Source organism: Antarcticibacterium sp. 1MA-6-2, from assembly GCF_021535135.1.
Classification (GTDB): domain Bacteria; phylum Bacteroidota; class Bacteroidia; order Flavobacteriales; family Flavobacteriaceae; genus Gillisia.
Genome location: NZ_CP091036.1, coordinates 3,162,025 through 3,181,309 on the forward strand (window position 1 = coordinate 3,162,025; position 19,285 = coordinate 3,181,309).

The 19,285-nt window shown below is 39.6% G+C and carries 13 protein-coding genes and 6 pseudogenes; 6 read left to right on the plus strand and 13 right to left on the minus strand.

Annotation, left to right across the window (positions count from 1 at the left end; all coding sequences use genetic code 11):
* The first annotated feature begins 37 nt into the window (after nucleotides 1–37).
* Nucleotides 38–1,749: pseudogene (locus LZ575_RS16165) on the plus strand (sodium:solute symporter family protein).
* 108 nt (nucleotides 1,750–1,857) lie between these two features.
* Here the strand turns inward: LZ575_RS16165 and LZ575_RS16170 are convergent.
* Nucleotides 1,858–2,312: pseudogene (locus tag LZ575_RS16170) on the minus strand (nucleoside deaminase).
* 118 nt (nucleotides 2,313–2,430) lie between these two features.
* On the opposite strand from LZ575_RS16170, the pseudogene LZ575_RS16175 reads away from it, so the two are divergent.
* Nucleotides 2,431–4,207, plus strand: a pseudogene (locus LZ575_RS16175) (1-deoxy-D-xylulose-5-phosphate synthase).
* 102 nt (nucleotides 4,208–4,309) lie between these two features.
* Complete coding sequence (locus LZ575_RS16180; protein ID WP_235325632.1) at nucleotides 4,310–5,263, plus strand: DUF3078 domain-containing protein; 954 nt, start codon at nucleotides 4,310–4,312, stop codon at nucleotides 5,261–5,263.
* A gap of 69 nt (nucleotides 5,264–5,332) precedes the next feature.
* Here LZ575_RS16180 and dgt read toward each other — a convergent pair.
* The 9 genes and pseudogenes from dgt to LZ575_RS16225 form a co-directional block, all read right to left on the minus strand.
* Nucleotides 5,333–6,677: pseudogene (gene dgt / locus LZ575_RS16185) on the minus strand (dGTP triphosphohydrolase).
* Between the two features lie 72 nt (nucleotides 6,678–6,749).
* On the minus strand, nucleotides 6,750–7,127 hold the full coding sequence (locus tag LZ575_RS16190) for a GxxExxY protein (protein WP_235325635.1): 378 nt from the start codon (nucleotides 7,125–7,127) through the stop codon (nucleotides 6,750–6,752).
* A 156-nt stretch (nucleotides 7,128–7,283) separates the two neighbouring features.
* Nucleotides 7,284–9,728: pseudogene (locus LZ575_RS16195) on the minus strand (ribonucleoside-diphosphate reductase subunit alpha).
* A 191-nt stretch (nucleotides 9,729–9,919) separates the two neighbouring features.
* Complete coding sequence (locus LZ575_RS16200) at nucleotides 9,920–10,897, minus strand: ribonucleotide-diphosphate reductase subunit beta (protein ID WP_235325637.1); 978 nt, start codon at nucleotides 10,895–10,897, stop codon at nucleotides 9,920–9,922.
* Between the two features lie 380 nt (nucleotides 10,898–11,277).
* Nucleotides 11,278–12,105 carry an OmpA family protein gene (locus tag LZ575_RS16205; protein ID WP_235325639.1) on the minus strand — a complete coding sequence of 276 codons (828 nt, stop codon included), beginning with the start codon at nucleotides 12,103–12,105 and terminating at the stop codon, nucleotides 11,278–11,280.
* Nucleotides 12,106–12,531: a hypothetical protein gene (locus tag LZ575_RS16210; protein ID WP_235325641.1), complete on the minus strand. Its 426-nt coding sequence runs from the start codon at nucleotides 12,529–12,531 to the stop codon at nucleotides 12,106–12,108.
* Nucleotides 12,532–12,783: 252 nt separating this feature from the next.
* Nucleotides 12,784–13,446, minus strand: coding sequence for a hypothetical protein (locus tag LZ575_RS16215; RefSeq protein WP_235325643.1), 663 nt, complete (start codon nucleotides 13,444–13,446; stop codon nucleotides 12,784–12,786).
* Nucleotides 13,443–13,751, minus strand: a complete 309-nt coding sequence (locus tag LZ575_RS16220) for a hypothetical protein (RefSeq protein ID WP_235325645.1) — start codon at nucleotides 13,749–13,751, stop codon at nucleotides 13,443–13,445. Before LZ575_RS16220 ends, LZ575_RS16215 begins: the two co-directional genes overlap by 4 nt.
* A gap of 237 nt (nucleotides 13,752–13,988) precedes the next feature.
* The gene (locus LZ575_RS16225; RefSeq protein ID WP_235330757.1) at nucleotides 13,989–14,558 is read right to left on the minus strand and encodes a DUF3109 family protein; all 570 of its coding nucleotides are present in this window, start codon (nucleotides 14,556–14,558) and stop codon (nucleotides 13,989–13,991) included.
* 144 nt (nucleotides 14,559–14,702) lie between these two features.
* On the opposite strand from LZ575_RS16225, the gene LZ575_RS16230 reads away from it, so the two are divergent.
* From LZ575_RS16230 to LZ575_RS16240, 3 genes are read left to right on the plus strand one after another with little or no spacing between them, the layout of a single operon-like run.
* Nucleotides 14,703–15,278: a MarC family protein gene (locus tag LZ575_RS16230; protein WP_235325647.1), complete on the plus strand. Its 576-nt coding sequence runs from the start codon at nucleotides 14,703–14,705 to the stop codon at nucleotides 15,276–15,278.
* A 36-nt stretch (nucleotides 15,279–15,314) separates the two neighbouring features.
* The gene (locus tag LZ575_RS16235) at nucleotides 15,315–15,512 is read left to right on the plus strand and encodes a hypothetical protein (RefSeq protein ID WP_235325649.1); all 198 of its coding nucleotides are present in this window, start codon (nucleotides 15,315–15,317) and stop codon (nucleotides 15,510–15,512) included.
* Nucleotides 15,512–16,120, plus strand: a complete 609-nt coding sequence (locus LZ575_RS16240; protein ID WP_235325651.1) for an FAD-dependent oxidoreductase — start codon at nucleotides 15,512–15,514, stop codon at nucleotides 16,118–16,120. The genes LZ575_RS16235 and LZ575_RS16240 overlap by 1 nt, the downstream gene beginning before the upstream one ends.
* Before the next feature lie 308 nt (nucleotides 16,121–16,428).
* Here the strand turns inward: LZ575_RS16240 and LZ575_RS16245 are convergent, their stop codons facing one another.
* From LZ575_RS16245 to LZ575_RS16255, 3 genes and pseudogenes are all read right to left on the minus strand, one after another.
* Complete coding sequence (locus tag LZ575_RS16245) at nucleotides 16,429–17,982, minus strand: S41 family peptidase (protein WP_235325653.1); 1,554 nt, start codon at nucleotides 17,980–17,982, stop codon at nucleotides 16,429–16,431.
* A gap of 33 nt (nucleotides 17,983–18,015) precedes the next feature.
* Nucleotides 18,016–18,446, minus strand: a pseudogene (locus tag LZ575_RS16250) (deoxycytidylate deaminase).
* 104 nt (nucleotides 18,447–18,550) lie between these two features.
* Nucleotides 18,551–19,141, minus strand: coding sequence for a HupE/UreJ family protein (locus LZ575_RS16255; protein ID WP_235325656.1), 591 nt, complete (start codon nucleotides 19,139–19,141; stop codon nucleotides 18,551–18,553).
* Between the last annotated feature and the right edge of the window lie 144 nt (nucleotides 19,142–19,285).

A 19,285-nucleotide genomic window follows, 5' to 3' on the forward strand; every position in this document is an offset into this window, starting at 1 on the left:
CTTTAACCTAAACCCCACTGACCCTAACCTTTAACTAATGGATTTACAAACCTGGACCTTTTTGTTGGTTGGACTCACTTTTGCCCTTTATATTGGTATAGCTATTTGGTCCAGGGCTGGTTCTACTTCAGAATTCTATGTTGCAGGAGGAGGAGTTTCTCCAATGGCAAACGGAATGGCAACTGCTGCCGACTGGATGAGTGCGGCTTCCTTTATTTCTATGGCCGGATTAATTTCTTTCATGGGTTACGATGGCTCGGTATATTTAATGGGATGGACCGGAGGTTATGTACTGCTGGCACTGTTGCTCGCTCCATACCTTAGAAAATTCGGAAAATTTACAGTTCCGGATTTCATTGGAGACCGTATTATTCAAAAACAGCAAGGATCGTTGCGGTCATATGTGCTCTAATTGTTTCGTTTACTTATGTGGCGGGCCAAATGAGAGGGGTGGGAGTGGTGTTCTCAAAATTCCTTGAGGTGGATATAAACACCGGAGTAATAATAGGAATGGTGATAGTTTTATTTTATGCCGTGCTGGGTGGTATGAAAGGCATTACTTATACCCAGGTGGCGCAGTATTGCGTTCTCATTTTTGCCTTTATGGTTCCCGCTATTTTCATCTCTATCCAAATGACGGGCAATCCTATTCCCCAGTTGGGAATGGGCGACACCCTGGCTGATGGTTCAGGAACTTATTTAATAGATAAATTAAATAGCCTGAATACGGAACTGGGATTTGCTGAATATACTGAAGGTACAAAATCAAAAATAGATGTGTTTGCGATCACCCTTGCCTTAATGGTAGGAACAGCCAGTTTGCCACACGTAATTATCAGGTTTTTTACGGTAAAAAGGGTGAAAGATGCCCGGAAGTCAGCTGGACTGGCCTTATTGTTTATTGCTATTCTTTACACCACCGCACCGCAGTCGCTGTATTCGTGAGGACAAACCTTCTTAGCACGGTGAGTGAACAAAAATATAGTGATATGCCTGAATGGTTCTCTAAATGGGAGAAAATTGGGCTTATAACTTTTGAGGACAAAAATCAGGATGGAAAAATTCAATATGTAGGGGATAAAGATCCTAATGAATTAACAATAGACCAGGATATTATGGTTCTCGCCAATCCTGAAATCGCTAATTTACCTAATTGGGTGATCGCTTTACTGGCTGCAGGAGCCCTGGCCGCAGCACTTTCTACCGCTGCTTAGCCTGTTACTCGTTATTTCATCTTCCGTTTCCCACGATCTTGTCAAGAAAATCATTAAACCCGATATTTCTGAAAAAGGTGAATTATGGGCTGCCCGTATTTCGGCGACGGTAGCTGTTATAATTGCGGGGTACTTCGGTATAAATCCACCGGGCTTTGTAGCTGCAGTCGTTGCTCTGGCTTTTGGACTCGCAGCAGCATCTTTTTTCCCGGCTATTATCCTTGGAATTTTTTACAAGAAGATGAATAAAGAAGGTGCCATAGGTGGTATGGTAGTGGGACTGTGTTTTATGCTTTTTTATATGCTGAAATTTAAGTTTGGATTATTTGATGGAGGCCAGGAAGCGGTAGCCGGATTAAAGCAGGATTGGTGGTTTGGAATATCTCCTGAAGGTTTTGGAACGGTCGCAATGATCGCTAATTTTACGGTGGCTATCATAATTAATCTTTTTACTCCTGATCCCCCTGAAGATGTTCAGGAGATAGTAGAGAGCATACGAATTCCTTCAGGTGCAGGAGAAGCATCAGGACATTAATTCTTTCCCAAATGGGAGTTACGATCTTAATTCAGGAACAGTAGATGGAATTATATAATACAAATCTTTCAGAAATTCTCTTTCTCAGCCTTCGGGGATTGGAGGAATCTAATTTAAATTCCGCTTTTCAATAAAAAATCTCTTTAATAAAGCAGATGATTCATTCTCAAGTACACCTAGGCCTTAACAAGGGTTTTTGGGTGAAGAGATGTACCCATGCTGCGATATCCCCTTTCATGATCTGTAGCCCCAAAAACCAGCCTGGTCAACTGGCTCCAATACAGGGCTCCGGCACACATCTGGCAGGGTTCCAGAGTGACGTAGAGGGTGCAGTCTTTGAGGTATTTTCCGCCTAAAAAGTTGGCAGCGGCTGTGATAGCCTGCATTTCAGCATGGGCGGTAACATCATTTAAAGTTTCTGTTAGATTATAGCCGCGGGCAATAATGCGATCCTTAATTACTACCACTACGCCCACGGGAATTTCTCCTTTTTCATAAGCAAGATCTGCTTCAGCTAAAGCCTTCTGCATAAAATAAGTATCATCTGGAGGATTGATCTTCATATAACCCATCTTTGCTGAAAGATAAAAATATCCTTAGAGTTACGAAAAGTATTTACAAAAGGAATTGGATCCAGGAATTTTAAATTGTGGAATTTCAGAAAACTGTACCTTTGTTTCTATGGCTGAAAGAATTTTAAACAAGATCAATTCTCCGGCAGAACTGAGGCAGATTCCGCAGGAAAAATTACCTCAACTTGCAGCCGAATTAAGGAAGTTTATCATTGAAATTGTTGCCACAAAAGAAGGACATTTAGGTGCGAGTTTGGGAGTCGTGGAATTAACTATCGCTCTTCATTTTACCTTCGATACTCCTATGGACCTGCTCGTTTGGGATGTGGGCCATCAGGCATACGGGCATAAAATCCTTACAGGAAGAAGAGACATTTTTCATACTAACTTACAACTCAACGGGATTAGCGGATTTCCTAAAAGGAGCGAAAGTGAATATGACACCTTTGGCACTTAGCCATTCTTCCACATCAATTTCAGCAGCACTGGGCATGGCTCTGGCTTCTGCGTTGGAAGGGGATTTTGAAAAACATCACATTGCGGTAATTGGCGATGCTTCCATCGCCAGCGGGATGGCTTTTGAAGGCCTGAACCATGCCGGAGTGACAAAGGCAAATCTCCTGGTGATCCTCAATGATAATGCTATTGGGATTGACCACAGCGTTGGGGCATTAAAACAATATCTTACAAAAGCCCGGGTAGGCCACAAACCTGCCCAGGATAATATCATTGAAGCCTTAAATTTTCAATATTTTGGTCCGGTGGATGGCCATGATATTCCCAGCCTGATCAATACCTTTGAGGATCTTAAGAAGATAAAAGGGCCAAAATTTCTTCATGTCATTACCACTAAAGGCAAAGGATTAAAAAAAGCTGAAGAGGATCAGGTAAAATACCATGCTCCCGGAAAATTTGTCCCCGATACGGGAGAACTTTTAGCTTACGAAACAGATGGCCTACCTTTAAAATACCAGGATGTCTTCGGGCTTACACTAGTAGAACTTGCCCGCAAGAATAATAAGATCATTGGGATTACTCCCGCAATGCCTACAGGTAGCTCCTTAAAATATATGATGGAGGCCTTTCCTGAAAGGGCTTTTGATGTGGGAATTGCTGAGCAACATGCCGTGACTCTGGCTGCAGGTATGGCTACGCGGGGTTTCATTGTCTATTGTGCAATCTATTCTACCTTTCTTCAAAGAGCATATGATCAGGTAATTCATGATGTTGCCTTACAAAATCTCCCTGTGATCTTCTGTTTAGATCGTGCAGGACTGGTGGGAGAAGACGGTGCAACTCATCACGGGGTTTTTGATATTCCCTATTTAAGGTGTATTCCAAATATAACAATTGCCGCACCTTCAAATGAAATTGATCTCAGGAATTTACTTTTTACGGTCCAGGAAAACTTAAGCGGTCCCATAGCAATAAGATATCCCCGTGGAAGAGGAATTAACGTAAACTGGCGGGAACCTTTTAAGAGGATAGAAATAGGGAAAGGAGAACAGCTGAGAGCTGGGGACAAAATTGCTGTAATAAGCATAGGCAGTATTTGCAAAAACGTTGAGCTAGCTATTGAATCCTCATTTTTAGCAGGTCAAATTTCACATTTTGACGCAAAATTTGTTAAACCTCTGGATGAGAGACTTCTTCGGAAAATATTTGATAAATTTGAAAAAATTCTCACGGTAGAGGATGGAGCAGTTATGGGAGGTTTTGGAAGTGCCGTTTTAGAATTTGCTGCTACCCATCAATATACCGGAAAAATTAAATGCCTGGGAGTCCCTGATGAGTTTATTGAACAAGGAAATATGGAGCAATTATACAAAATTTCAAAAATTGACGTTCATAGTATAGCAGACTCAATAAGTGAGCTCCTTAAATAATGTTTTAGGCCAATAGAATTAATGTTAGACAAGTTATTTTACCCTACCATCTTTTTTACCGTTCTTTTCATTTCCATTAGTTTTTCCGGGTTTGGAAAAAATATGAGGATAATCAGGTTAGATACTACAAGCAGGGATACTGTAAAGGTAGATTCAGTAAATATCGATTCTGTGGCAAATGAGCCGCAAGAGGTAATAATCTACTGGACCAATAAAAATGCAGTAGGGGTTAATTTTAATGAAGTAGCCTTTGTTAACTGGAATGCCGGGGGTAACAATTCAATATCTGCACTTTTTCACGGAAATTTTGAGAGAAAATATCAAAAGAAACTTTTGTCCTGGAAAAATAATGCATCAATTCGATATGGAATAAATGCGCAGGAAGGCCGGGAATTACGAAAAAGTGAAGACCAAATAGCTATTAATTCCACTTTTGGTTACAGGAGAGATTCAGTTTCTAATTTTCGATATTCAGCAAAATTTAATTTTAATACCCAGTTTGCCAATGGTTATCGTTACCCAGATACAGAGAGGCCTATTTCTAAATTCATGGCTCCGGGATACATGTTCCTGGGTATAGGAACAGAATATACCCACCCAAAGGAAGATCTTACTCTCTACCTATCACCTATAACCCAAAAATCTACCTTTGTTTTGGACAGGACACTTGCTAATGAAGGAATGTTTGGAGTAACACCAGCAATACGAGATGAAGAGGGTAATATCGTTGAAGACGGGGAGAAGGTGCGAACGGAATTTGGGGTGCTTTTCACCAGTGGTTATACCAAAAAGATCTTTGAAAATATAAATCTTGATAACCAGTTAAGTTTATATTCAGATTACCTAAATCGTTTCGGAAATGTTGATGTAGACTGGCAACTGAATGTAAACATGGTCGTGAATAACTTTGTTAAAGCCAGTATAGGTTCTCACCTTCGTTATGATGATGATGTCAAGGTAAAAGAAGATCTTGACGGAGACGGAGATTTAGAGACTCTGGGACCACGAATTCAATTTAAGCAAATGCTTGGAGTGGGAGTGGTCTATGAATTTTAAGTTGAAGTTTAAGACCTCACAGGTTTTAAAAACCTGTGAGGTCTAAGGAAAACCGTTAAACTGCAGAAATCAAATCTTCAAGCCTTTGTATCTTTCAAAAGAAGCTACGGTAAATCCATCTGTAAGAGAGGCAGTATAGGAACAAATCTCCAGCAGCGAATTGTACACAGAGTTTCCTGAAATCTCAAGTTTTGGTGCCGATCTTCTCACCAGTTTATTATAATTTGAATCTTCCTCCTCAGCGTTTTCCGGCAAGAATGCATGGGTATAGGTGTCCAGCAAATGGGAAAGCATTTTATACCCAGCAATTTCTTTGTTGATCACTTCCTCACTTTGGTAAATTCTTTCGACACTTATCTTGATAATGTCTTTTATCTGCGCCTCATAACTACTTTTGTCAAAAAGGGATTCGTGGAATTCTCCTTTTAAGATTGCCTCCTCATTTTTCAGAAATAATTCAACTGCTTCAGTAATAAGGGTATTAATGGCTAATGCACGTAAATAGCTAAGTCTGTCAGCAGTATTTGTAAGAGCATTGTATTTTGCTGTATTAATACTGTTCTTAACTAACTTTATGAGGTACTCCAGTGCATATTCCTCATCTATTAATCCCAAATTTATTCCGTCTTCAAAGTCTATAATAGTATAGCAAATATCATCTGCCGCTTCTACCAGAAATGCCAGAGGATGTCGGGCAAAGGCAATGTTTTTACCTGAGCGTACTTCCACTAATCCCAATTCCCGGGCTACCTCGTTAAAAATTGCCTTTTCGGTTTGAAATACTCCAAATTTTTTATCGCCAATATTCCTGGTGGGTTTATGCGGAAGAGATTCTTTGGGATATTTAATAAATGCTCCAAGAGTGGCGTAAGATAACCGGATACCACCTTCTATCCCCGGTCGGGTTTGGGTAAGGATCTTGAAACCGTTAGCATTCCCTTCAAATTTTATAAGATCCTGATATTCCTGCTCGCTTAATTGTTCCCTGAATCTCTTACCTCTACCAAGGCTGAAGTATTCTCCAATTGCCTTCTCCCCGGAATGCCCAAAAGGTGGATTTCCTATGTCGTGAGCAAGCGCCGCTGCAGCGACTATTGCCCCAAAATCGTTCATCTGGTAACCGTGAATGGTGTTGAGGTGCGGGTGTTTCTCCAGTATCTTTTGACTTAGCCAGCCTTCCTAAAGATCGCCCGACAACCGACACTTCCAAACTATGAGTAAGTCGGGTATGTACAAAATCTGTCTTAGAGAGCGGAATTACCTGGGTCTTGTCCTGTAAGCTTCTAAATGCTGAAGAAAAGATGATCCTGTCGTAGTCTACTTCAAACCCCAGCCGGGTTTCGTTTTGTTCTTTCCGAAGTCTTTTATTCCTGTCTCCAAACCTTTTCAGGGAAAGGAGTTGTTCCCAATTCATCATAATAAATACTTGGTATAATTATTTGTCATTTCTTCTGCGTGATTCTGCGAGTTCTGCGGGAATTAGTTGTTACAGCCCATTCACTTTTCTGTAAATGCCATTGTTGATGTTTTCTACATTAAAGTTTACCATAATGCCCAATTTTAAACCTGTTAATTTTAAATAAGTCAGGACTTGTTTGTGATGAACTTCGGCTATATTCTCTACAGATTTAACTTCAATTATTACCTTACCTTCCACGAGAATATCAAGACGAAATCCTAACTCTAATTTCTTTTCCTCATATATTACAGGTAAGGGAACTTCTTTTTTAACCTCCAAACCACCTTTACCAAGTTCATAATCTAAAGCGGCAACATAAACCGATTCCAGAAGACCTGGTCCAAGAGTTTTATAAACTTTAAATATGGCTCCTCTTATTTTATAAGAGATCTCATTTTCATCCATATAACTTCAACTGTAATTAAAGTACTAATTTTTCTCCCGCAGAACTCGCTGATTTTCGCAGAATCTATAATTTTTAAAAATACAAAAAGGGAAGTAGGTATGGATACTTCCCTTTACTTGTAATCTCATCTGAAATAAACGGGGGGTAGTGAACTCTTATGAACCACACATTAAACAATCGTCCCCTTCAGCTTCTTTAGATTGCGCTATTAAAGTACGCAACTCCTCCGGAGAAAGAGATCCCGAATCTGGTTCGACATTCACTGGTGCCGCTTTGGGCGTGGAAACTGAAACAGGCTCACTGTAGGTTGTTACCAGTTCTTTCTTCTCTTCTTTTTTCAATGTAAATTTTATAGCGTCTACAGCACTCTTTGTTCTTAAATAGTACATTCCTGTTTTAAGTCCGCTTTTCCAGGCGTAGAAATGCATAGAGGTGAGTTTACTGAAGTTCGCATTTTCCATAAACAGATTGAGGGATTGCGACTGATCGATAAAGTATCCGCGATGACGGGACATATCAATAATATCTTTCATACTCAATTCCCAGACCGTTTTATAGAGTTCCTTTAGATCCTCCGGAATAATATCTATGTTTTGAACAGATCCATTTGCACGTAAAATAGCATCTTTCACTTCTTCTGTCCATAAATTGCGCTCTACAAGATCTTCCAGTAAGTGTTTGTTAACGACAATGAATTCTCCCGATAGTACTCTACGGGTATATATATTTGAGGTATAAGGCTCAAAAGCTTCATTGTTTCCAAGTATTTGAGAGGTGGAAGCTGTGGGCATTGGTGCTACAAGAAGGGAGTTTCGTACTCCATTCTTTAAAACCTGTTTCCTTAGTTTAGCCCAGTCCCAACGGCCACTCAGTTCTTCATCCTTAATTCCCCAAAGGTTATATTGAAACTGTCCTTTGCTTATTGGAGAGCCTTTATAGGTAGAATAGGGACCTTCTTCTTTTGCCAATTCCATAGAAGCCGAAACAGCCGCAAAATAAAGCGTTTCAAAAATCTCCTGGTTCAGTTGTTTTGACTCATCACTGGTAAAAGGCATTCTCAATTTAATGAATGTATCTGCCAAACCCTGTACACCCAGACCTACTACTTAGGTGTCGCATATTGGAATTTTCAGCTTCTTTAACAGGGTAGTAATTTCTGTCTATAACCCGGTTTAGGTTTCGAACTACACGTTTGGTGATTTTAAAAAGTTCTTTGTGATCAAATTCGTTTCCCTTAACAAACATCGGTAGTGCTATGGATGCAAGGTTACAAACAGCAACTTCGTCAGGACTGGTATATTCCAGGATTTCAGTACAAAGATTTGAAGAACGAATGGTTCCTAAATTTTGCTGATTAGATTTCCTGTTGGCTGAATCCTTATAGAGCATATAGGGCGTTCCTGTCTCAATTTGAGATTCCAGGATCTTTTCCCATAATTCCCGCGCTTTTATAGTCTTACGGCCTTTTCCTTCTGCTTCGTACTTTAGATAAAGTTCTTCGAACTCGTCCCCGTGAATGTCGTAGAGTCCCGGGCATTCGTTCGGGCACATCAGGGTCCAGGTAGAATCTTCTTCTACTCTTTTCATGAATAGGTCCGGGATCCACATGGCATAGAAGAGGTCACGGGCGCGCATTTCTTCTTTTCCGTGGTTCTTTTTAAGATCCAGAAAATCAAAGATATCAGCGTGCCAGGGTTCTACGTAAATTGCGAAGGAGCCTTTTCGTTTTCCGCCACCCTGGTCAACATACCTGGCGGTGTCATTAAATACCCTTAACATGGGTACAATTCCGTTTGAAGTACCATTCGTTCCAGAAATATAAGAGCTTGTAGCTCTCACATTGTGAATAGATAATCCTATTCCGCTTAAGCAGATTGGGAAATTTTTGCGGTTTGTTTCAGCGTGTCATAAATCCCGTCAATACTGTCGTCCTTCATCGTAAGAAGAAAGCACGATGACATTTGAGGTTTTGGAGTTCCGCTGTTGAAAAGTGTTGGAGTAGCGTGGGTAAAATATTTCTTGGACATGAGCTCATAAGTCTCCAATGCCGCTTCAATGTCGTTAAGGTGAATACCTATAGAAACCCTCATCAGCATATGTTGAGGACGTTCTGCGATATTGCCGTTAATTTTAAGAAGATAAGATCTCTCCAGGGTTTTAAATCCGAAGTAATCATATCCAAAATCCCTGTTGTAGATGATTGTGGAATCCAGGATCTCTTTATTTTCCTGAACAACATGAAAAACTTCATCTGAAAGTAAAGGAGCTTTCTCTCCTGTGCGTGGATTCACATATTCATAAAGGTCTGTCATGACCTCAGAAAATGTCTTTTTTGTATTCTTGTGTAAGTTTGAAACAGAGATACGTGCTGCAAGACGGGCATAATCGGGATGAGCAGTGGTCATTGTAGCCGATACTTCTGCTGCCAGGTTGTCAAGTTCACTGGTGGTTACCCCATCATACAGGCCTTCAATTACTCTCATGGCAACCTTAAGAGGGTCAACCATTTCATTAAGACCATAACATAATTTTCGTATTCTGGCGGTAATCTTGTCAAACATGACAGGCTCCTTACGGCCGTCTCTTTTCAGTACATACATAGGTAAAAATTTAAGGAGCCCCTACCTACCCTCCCCAAAGGGAGGAGTTGGTTCTGCGAAACCCCTGTTTAATAAAAGTTATTATTTAGGCAAAGAAAATTTCTTAAAAAAGCTTAGCCGTGCCGTCTATCTGGTAAAAGATAAAGCCTTCCATTCACTCCCCTTTAAGGGACCCGGAGGGGGCTTGATTTTTAAAAATCGGCGTCGAAACTAATTTTGTTAGTGTCTTTATCCTTGTTCATCACTCCGGCTTTCTGGTATTCCCCAACTCGCTTTTCAAAGAAATTGGTTTTGCCCTGGAGATTGATCATATCCATAAAATCGAAAGGATTGGTACTGCCGTATTCTTTTTCGCACTCCAGTTCAACAAGCAGTCTGTCGGCAACAAATTCGAGATACTGGGTCATCAGTTTGGCATTCATACCAATAAGACTTGCAGGAAGCGATTCTGTAATGAATTCCCGCTCTATATTTAAAGCGTCCACGATTATTTCGCGAATGCGCTCTTTGGGTACTTTATTTACAAGGTGGTTGTTATGAAGGTGAACCGCAAAGTCACAATGAACTCCTTCATCTCTCGAGATCAATTCGTTAGAGAAAGTTAGGCCGGGCATTAGTCCGCGTTTCTTCAACCAGAAGATGGAGCAGAAAGCTCCCGAAAAGAAGATCCCTTCCACTGCTGCAAATGCTATAAGCCTTTCAGCAAAAGAATCAGATTCAATCCATTTAAGTGCCCACTCAGCTTTTTTCTGAATAGCAGGAAAAGTTTCAATAGCTCTGAACAGCATATCCTTTTCCTTCTCGTCTTTCACGTAAGTATCGATAAGAAGCGAATAAGTTTCAGAATGGATATTTTCCATCATTATCTGAAATCCGTAGAAGAATTTAGCTTCGGAATACTGTACCTCGTTTACGAAGTTTTCAGCTAAATTTTCATTTACAATTCCATCTGAAGCTGCGAAAAAAGCCAAAATGTGCTTTATGAAATACCGCTCATCTGAGTTAAGCTTTTGGTTCCAGTCAGTTAGATCCTGGTGTAGATCAATCTCCTCTGCAGTCCAGAAACTTGCTTCCATTTTTTTATACCAGTCCCAAATATCATGATGTTTGATGGGGAAGATGACGAATCTATCTTTGTTTTCCTGTAAAATGGGTTCTGTCTGGGCCATGGATGTTCTGGTTTTTTCGGTTAGATTCAGCTAATGGGTTTAGCGCTTTCACAAATATTGCAAATTAGAGCGGACGATAGGGGAATTTGGGCTAAACGTTTTCAACAAAGTTTTTAACATAGCCAATTACGGTTATTCTTAGGTTTTTGTTAATCGGGAGGAATAAATAATTGAAATACAGATGATTATAACCTGTTAATAAATTTAAGAAGCCGCTGTGAAAAGTTGATAAATCTTTCAAAATTGGGGGATGGAATGTGCAGGTTGTCAGGTGTTCTAAAAGGATTAAGGGGTATTATTTTTGGGTTTTAAATGAAAAAATCCCGATGTGTATGCATCGGGATGAATTATATATTCTCGATATTCATTCCTGAGAAAACTTAAATTTTGACAAATTCCACTCGTCGGTTATTTGCTTTTCCTTCAGGAAGGGAATTGTTGGACACGGGAACAGTCTCGCCCAAACCTTTTGCCTGTAGTCTCAAGCCGTCCACTCCAAAAGAGATCAGGGCTTCTCGAACAGCATTCGCACGTTGCTCACTTAATTTAAGATTAGAGCTTTCCTCACCATCGCTATCAGTATGGCCCTCTATACTAAATTTAAGATCCTGATGCTCCTTCATTAAAGTTGCTATTTCATTGATTACACCCATAGATTCAGGTTTGAGAGTTGATTTGTTGACATCAAATGTTATTCCGCGGGTAATGAATTTACCATCTGCAACTATTCTGTCGTATAATTTTTTCCCGCCTTCGGCTATCCTGATGTTTTTAATTGCGCTGGTCATTTCTCCAATGGTATATGACTGAATACTAAAAACAGAAGGATCAAGTTCGATATTTGGGATATTCAGGATTCTTTCCTCATCGATGAACACTTTCATGGCTCTTTTGTTATAAGAGATTGCAATATGTTTCCAGCCGGGAACTTTTCCATTTGACTCGAGATGTTTTTCATATGACTTGTTCCCTGCAGCTTCAGTTTTATTAATTTCGGCGCCATTCATTCTAATGACCAATGGGTACAGATAACCATCCTTTACATCAGCTGCACCACCAACACCGGGGAAAAACCTTATGCTGTAGGTTTGATACGTGTGATAAACATCATTAAAGTATGCATCAAATTCCAGCGTAAAAACTTCCGGCAGGTACTTTTCTTTTTCCATCAAGGGAGCAATAATGCTATTGTTATCAAATTTGATCACCTACTCCCCATCGAGAGAAGCATTTTCAGCATTTCCCTGTAACAGGTCCCATCGTGAAGGGAACTCACCGTTTTCTTCCCTTGCCAGATTGTCTTCAAAAATAATTTCATCTCCAGGTACGAAGTTGTACTTTGACCACAGCTTAGCCTCTTTGGAGGCAGGGACTGCAGCAGCAACGTTAGGTTCATTGGATGTTTGATTAGAAGATTCTTCCACTTCGGTAGTTTCTTCTTTGGGTGCATTTGGGTCAAGAACACCGTCCATGGCTTTCTCTGTCTCTTTCGTAACCTTGTCTTCTGCCTTTTTAACTACCGCTCTTTCAGCAGCATTTTGAACTCCTTTCTTAAGTTTTCCAAGAAGTTGTGCCTCTGCGGAAGTACTGTAACACATACAGATGGCGATTAAAATGTAGAATAATCTTTTCATACTACAGGATTTTTTGTTGAAACTACTCCACCGGAATGTTATTTAAACATCGGTAGAAAATGAATAATAAAAAGTAATTAGGTGAGGGGGTAGGTAACTAACGAGATTTAGGAAATCTGCGTTTCAAATGTATATAATATTTTGATTCGGCAGATGCTTCAGTTGGATTTTTTAATACTGAACTAGAGAGATTTTATGTTTTTAACGCTTAAGAGTCAGTGGAATAGAAAAATAGTTCGGGTTGTACACGGCTTATTTTTCCAAAACCCCGTTTTGGGGAACAGTAAAAGTTTTTAGCATGTTTTTATCTATAGGATTAGGCACCTCTGCAATAAGAGCGTAGTTTCCAGGTGTCAGGGTAACGGTAAAATAGGAGGTATTTCCGGCAGGCATTTCCTGCGTTCCCCCTAAAAACTCTACACCTTGTGGAGCCGGAGTTTTAAAAGCTTCAGGATCTGCCCAGTTCATCCAGTTGTTAAGGTCCTTAATGCTATTTTCGTCCTTTAAACGTACCAGGTGCACATCATGACCTATGAAATGTTCATGTGCTATTTGATCTTTAAAATTTACAGCAAAAGTATGTTCACCCGGCTGGATCTCATCTTTAAAAGCAATACCTAATTCTGAAGAAATTGTAATGGTATCCCGGGCTATTGGTTTTCTCCTGTTGTTATTTGCGGGCAAAACATCGAGTTCTGCAAGCATTCCCATTGCTGAATGAAACATTCCGTTTGGCATTTTTACATAACATTCAATCACATATTTTCCGGGTTCCAGGTTTACAGTGGTTTGGGCGGTGCCGGAGGGTGAAATAAGACCTGCTCCTCCTGTAAAAACAACATCAAAGAACCAGGTGGGGAGCTTGTTAAATTCAGCAAAACCCTGTTCCGTGTTCCCGTTATTAATCTGGTTCATCGCAGTTGTAAAACCAGTATAATTTCGGCTCGCGTATCTTCAATAGTCCTGCCTGCAGGCATTTTCTCAAGTACAAAGAAATGTACATCGGGCGAAAGATTTTTGTACTTAAAAGTTGTCCAGCCTGAAGGAATTTCATTGGGAAGCTCAAAATTCATTCCTGTGGAAACAATTTCTACCACAGGAACCTTTTCCCCGGAATGATCCTCCTGAAAAGGAGCAGCAAAAATATTATTCGTAAAAATTAAAAAAACTAAACCTCCAATAAACAGGCTTTGCTGGTAAAAAGTGACAATTAATCTCATATCAAAAATATTAAGAGATAGTATATGTTTTTTAATGCAGAGAGGTTGAGAGCCTGTACATTTTTAAATCTACCGATAAAGAAAAAAAACAACTCCTGCCAGGGGAGTAAAAGATCTGGACCTGGGGAATAAATTGTAGGGAAGGTATAAGCTGTAAGTTACAAAAAAAAATGCAGGAATAATTTTTTTGCTCTGAAAATCAAATAATTACCTTGCTGTCCGGCAAAATAGATAGTATTACTTATTTAAATCTCTCGCTGTTTTCTCGAGCTCCCCGTACCAATCCTCACCAAATTTTCTAATTAGAGCTTCTTTTACAAATTTGTAAACAGGCACCTGTAGTTCTTTTCCGAGGGAACAGGCGGGGTCGCAAATATGCCAGTGGTGATAGTTAACGGCAGCAAATTCTGTATAATCCTGCACCCTTACAGGATAGAGATGGCAGGAGACGGGTTTCTTCCAGGAAATTTCTCCCTGGTTATAAGCTTCTTCTATTCCGCAGAGAGCAATTCCTTTAGTATCAAAAGTAACGTATGCACAATCTGCTCCATCTATTAGAGGGGTTTCAAATTCACCGTCCTCACCAATAATATAAGTGCCCTGCTCCTCAATTGCCTTAATCCCTTCTTTCCGCAGGAAAGGCTTCACTTTTGGATAAATTTCCTGGAGGATCTCTGTTTCGGCAGCCTCAAGAGGGGCACCTGCATCACCATCAATACAGCAGCCACCTTTACAGGCGGAAAGGTTGCAAACAAAATCCTTTTCCAGGATCTCTTCAGAAACGATTGTTTTCCCGAGTTGAAACATGCGGCAAAGATATCTAATTAAGCCAAGATCAAAAACAGTTTTTCCGGCCAATTTTTCAGAATAAATCTATTCAATTATAAGCTTAAAATAATATGGGGATCCTGTTTTTTAAGATTAATTTTGCCAAAATTTAAACAGCTTAAAATGGAACTGAATTTTCGGGAAATTGCCACAGCAAGTATGATCCTCTTTGCGGTGATTGATATTATTGGGAGCATTCCTATTATTATAGATCTTCGGAAAAAAGCCGGGCATATCCAGAGTGAAAAGGCTTCTATTGTTGCGGGAATACTAATGATCGTTTTCCTTTTTGTAGGGAAGGAGATCCTGAATTTAATTGGAATCGATGTTAATTCATTTGCGGTTGCGGGTTCTTTCATCCTGTTCTTTCTGGCACTCGAGATGATCCTTGGGATTACACTATATAAAGATGACGCTCCTGAAACTGCTGCTGTTGTACCTCTTGCCTTTCCTCTTATTGCAGGCGCAGGGACCATGACTACCCTGCTTTCCCTTCGGGCAGAGTACCACACCATAAACATCGTGGTGGCTATCCTGTTCAATATTATCATTGTTTATGTGGTGCTGAAATCTTCGGGTAAAATGGAAAGATTTTTAGGCAAACAGGGAATTAATGTGATCCGTAAAATTTTTGGTGTAATTTTACTGGCAATAGCAGTTAAACTGTTTACAGCTAATATTCAGAGCCTGTTCAATTAATTTTTCAGGGTTTCTCAAAACCTTAAAACTATAAAAATGAAGATATTTATCTACCTTCTCATTGTACTTGCCGTCGTGGTGATAGGGTACAATGTTACTCTACTTAACTTTGATGATGTGTTTAACGGGGATAGCGGGATAGCATTAATAGGAATATTGTGCGCGGCCTGTGTCATTGTATTACTTGGTATTTTACTTACCTCCCGATCGATTTCGAAAAGATTTAAACAGTAATGGATTTTGATGTTCTCATTGTTGGGGGAGGCGCGGCCGGACTCTCTTGCGCACTTGTATTAGGATCAGCGAAAGATAAATCCTATGCACATAATAAAAAGGTGGGGATAGTAATACATCAAAAAGCCTCTCATTTATCTTCAGCAGTAATAAATAATGCTCTTGGAATCACACCCGGAACCCAGGGCGCGGAAATATTAAAGCAGGGCCCGCTGCATTTAGAAAAATTATATCCGCAGGTGATACAGGTGCAAAAGGAAAAAGTTCTTGAGATAACTCCCTTGCCTGATAGTTTTACTATAAAAACAAATAAAAATTCTTATAGTACAAAATTAGTTGTTGTGTGTGTGGGATATACACATCTTTTAAAGATTAGAGGATTGGAAGAATATATTATACCTCACAAAAAATCTCCGGCGGCTAAAAACAGGATACAATTAATAAATGAAGATCACCTTGTAGCTCCGGGCTTATTTGTAGCAGGTACATTAGCTTACCACAGGAGTCAATACGCGATTGCCTGCGGGAGCGGTGCTGCCGTAGCTACAGATGTTTTGACTTTATGGAACAATGGAGAGCACACAAAGGTGCACGATAAGCTAGAATAAGGTAACGTAAGTTATTATTGTTAAGCAAAAAAGCTATCATTAAAATAATAAAAATGCGGTGTAGTTTCTTAAAGAGAAGAGCTCGCTTTAACTGCTTTTTAAACCTGTAGTCTGCAGATGATCTTATTTGCTCTTCAATAGCCTTTTGGGAGACGTTGGAAGAGTCTACAAGGATTTCCTTTTGCAGGAATAGCAAGGCGCTGTTATCCAGCAACCTGAAGCTTACAGCAATGATGAAGAAGACCAGGGGGGATAACAATAAAAATATGGCTGTATAGTCGTTGTAAGCATCCATGCCAACGAATATACTAGATAGTTTCTGAAATTTCCATGAGTTTTTCTATAATTCGGTCATCTTCATTAATTAATCGCTGAAATTCATCGGTACCGTACAGCTGTTGTGCCATGACGGCTTTTAAATAGCGTTTGACCAGAGGTTTATAATTAGTAATTTTTATCGGAATATTTTGACGTTGGGCATATTTCTGAAAGTTTTCCACCATTTGATCATTTACAACCACCTCGTCCTGGAACTCTTTCCAGCTGAGGGAGTTATAGTAGGTCCTGTCTTTTTCCAATTGCTCAAAAACAAACTGACTTAGAAAACCGCTTTTTAAAATATAAGTGAGATTTTCCCTCTCAAAATTAGTGTCCTTGGCTACGAAAATGTCAGGAATAATTCCCCCGCCGCCGTATACTACTTTTCCGCCGGGAGTAACATACCGTAAACTATCATCTACTGAAATACTGTCTACGCTCTGCAATTCGCCATTCTTGTACTGACGGATGTAATCATTAAAATATTCCTCATTCCCCTGCTCATAAGGTTTTTGAATAGAGCGTCCTGTAGGAGTATAATATCGTGCAATGGTAAGTCTCACTGCACTACCATCTCCCAGTTCCATTTCCCTTTGTACCAATCCTTTTCCATAAGACCTTCTTCCTATGATAATACCGCGGTCATTATCCTGAAAAGCCCCGGCAACTATTTCACTGGCAGAAGCAGAATTTTCATTGATAAGTACAAAAACCTCCTTATCCTCAAAACTTCCTTTGTTCCTGGAATAGGTTTCCTCCATCGCTCCTTTTTTGTTTTTGGTGAACAAAATAGGTTTCCCGTCCTCGAGAAATTCATCCACTATGTTTATAGCTTCTGAAAGATATCCTCCGGGATTATCCCTTAGATCCAGGGCGATTTGTGTTGCGCCTTTTGCTTTAAGATCTTTTATGCTCTCTTTAAACTCCTGGTAAGTTGTTTCAGCAAATCGGTTAATCTTAATATAGCCCAGTTTATCTGAAAGCATATAAGCAGCATCAACGCTCTTAAGAGGAACTCTGCCGCGCTTTACATTAAAGGTCATCAGGTTTTTGAGGCCTTTCCTAAAAACGGTAAGAGTGACATTTGAATTCTCCTCCCCTTTGAGCTGGGAAATAAGAGAATCATTACTTATGTTTTTATCAAAAAGCTGCTCGTCATTTGCAAAAAGGATCCTGTCTCCACCTTTAATTCCTATTTTTTCGCTGGGTCCTCCTTTAAGAGGCTGAATAACTACAATAGTGTCCCTCACTTTTTGAAAACTCACTCCTATCCCTACAAAATCGCCCTGCATACTTTCAGTCACGCTGGCGTATTCATCTTTTGAAATATAAACCGAATGAGGGTCAAGATTTTCAAGGATCCGGTTTACGGTTACATCAACTATACTGTCTGTGTTTACGTCATCCACATACTCATAATCAATATAATCAATAAGACGGTTAAGTTTTTCCTTCTTGGGATTAGAGGAAAACAAACCCTGACTTTGAGAGAAATTTAATTTGGAGCCAAGCAGAATGCCTGCTGCACAAACAACTGCCAGCAAAAGTGGTAAATATATTTTAGTACTTCGTTTCAACTATGCATCTAATTCTGTTACCTGTGTTAGCAATACCCCTGCTTTTTCGAGAAAATCCAATCCTGAATTATCTTTGTAATTTACCTGATATACCACCCGGGTTATACCAGACTGGTGGATGAGTTTACTACATTCCCTGCAAGGCGACATGGTAATATATAAGGTTGCTCCCTGGCAGGATTGAGTTGAAGAAGCCACTTTAAGGATGGCATTTGCTTCTGCATGAAGCACATACCATTTAGTATAGCCTTCCTCATCTTCACAATAATTCTCAAAACCGTAGGAGTACCGTTATATCCGTCGGAAATTATCATCCTGTCTTTCACAATAAGTGCGCCAACCTGTTTTCTCTTGCAGTGGGATAATTTACTCCACTCTCTGGCGATCCTTAGATAAGCTTTGTCGTATTTTAGTTGCTTCTTTTCCTGCATAATAGTAAGGGTCCTGCAATATTAGAAAAGCTTTTTTGTAAAAAAACAAGGCTTACTAAATTATTGCAAGGTGAGGGTTAATACAATTTAACCAAGTTAAAATTTTAAAAAAATGCCTGAATATTTTCCTTCAAAATAGGAAGAATAATTCCTATAACTATGGAGGATAAAACCAGGACCCAGTCTCTCTTGTTTATTCTAAAAAAGTTTTGACAAATAAAAGCGAGAACCAGCACCACCAGGACTACAATAACCTGTGCCGCTTCTATTCCCAGGGCAAATTCAAGTAGGGGAAGAAATTTACTTTGAGTATTTGAGGAAATCATTTTGAAATAGGTTGAAAATCCCAACCCGTGAATGATCCCGAAAAATGCTGTTGCAAAATAAAGAAGAGAAATATTTTTTTGAGACTCTTTCTTTTTGGCGGTTAGGATATTGTAAAGAGCTGTGACAAAAATCGTCACTGCAATTAACGCCTCTACCCATTTGCTACTCACTATCACTATTTCATAAACTGACAAAAATAATGCAAGCGTATGTCCCAGAGTAAAAATTGTCACGAGCCATAAAACCCGCTTCCAGCTTGAAAAGGAATAAGAAGCTACAAGAACAATTAGAAATAATATATGGTCATAGGCATTCCAGTCTAAAACGTGTTCCAGGCCTAATTGGAAGTATAACCAAAATTGAGACATAGTAGCAAAAATAAATAATGCGTGAAAGTACAATATTCCTGCTTACTGGCAAAAGCTAAACAGGATAGCACGAAACGAACTTAGTTCATAGGAATTTTAGATTTCAGATTTTAAGTTTCAGGTTCCAAATTTCAGGTTCCATAC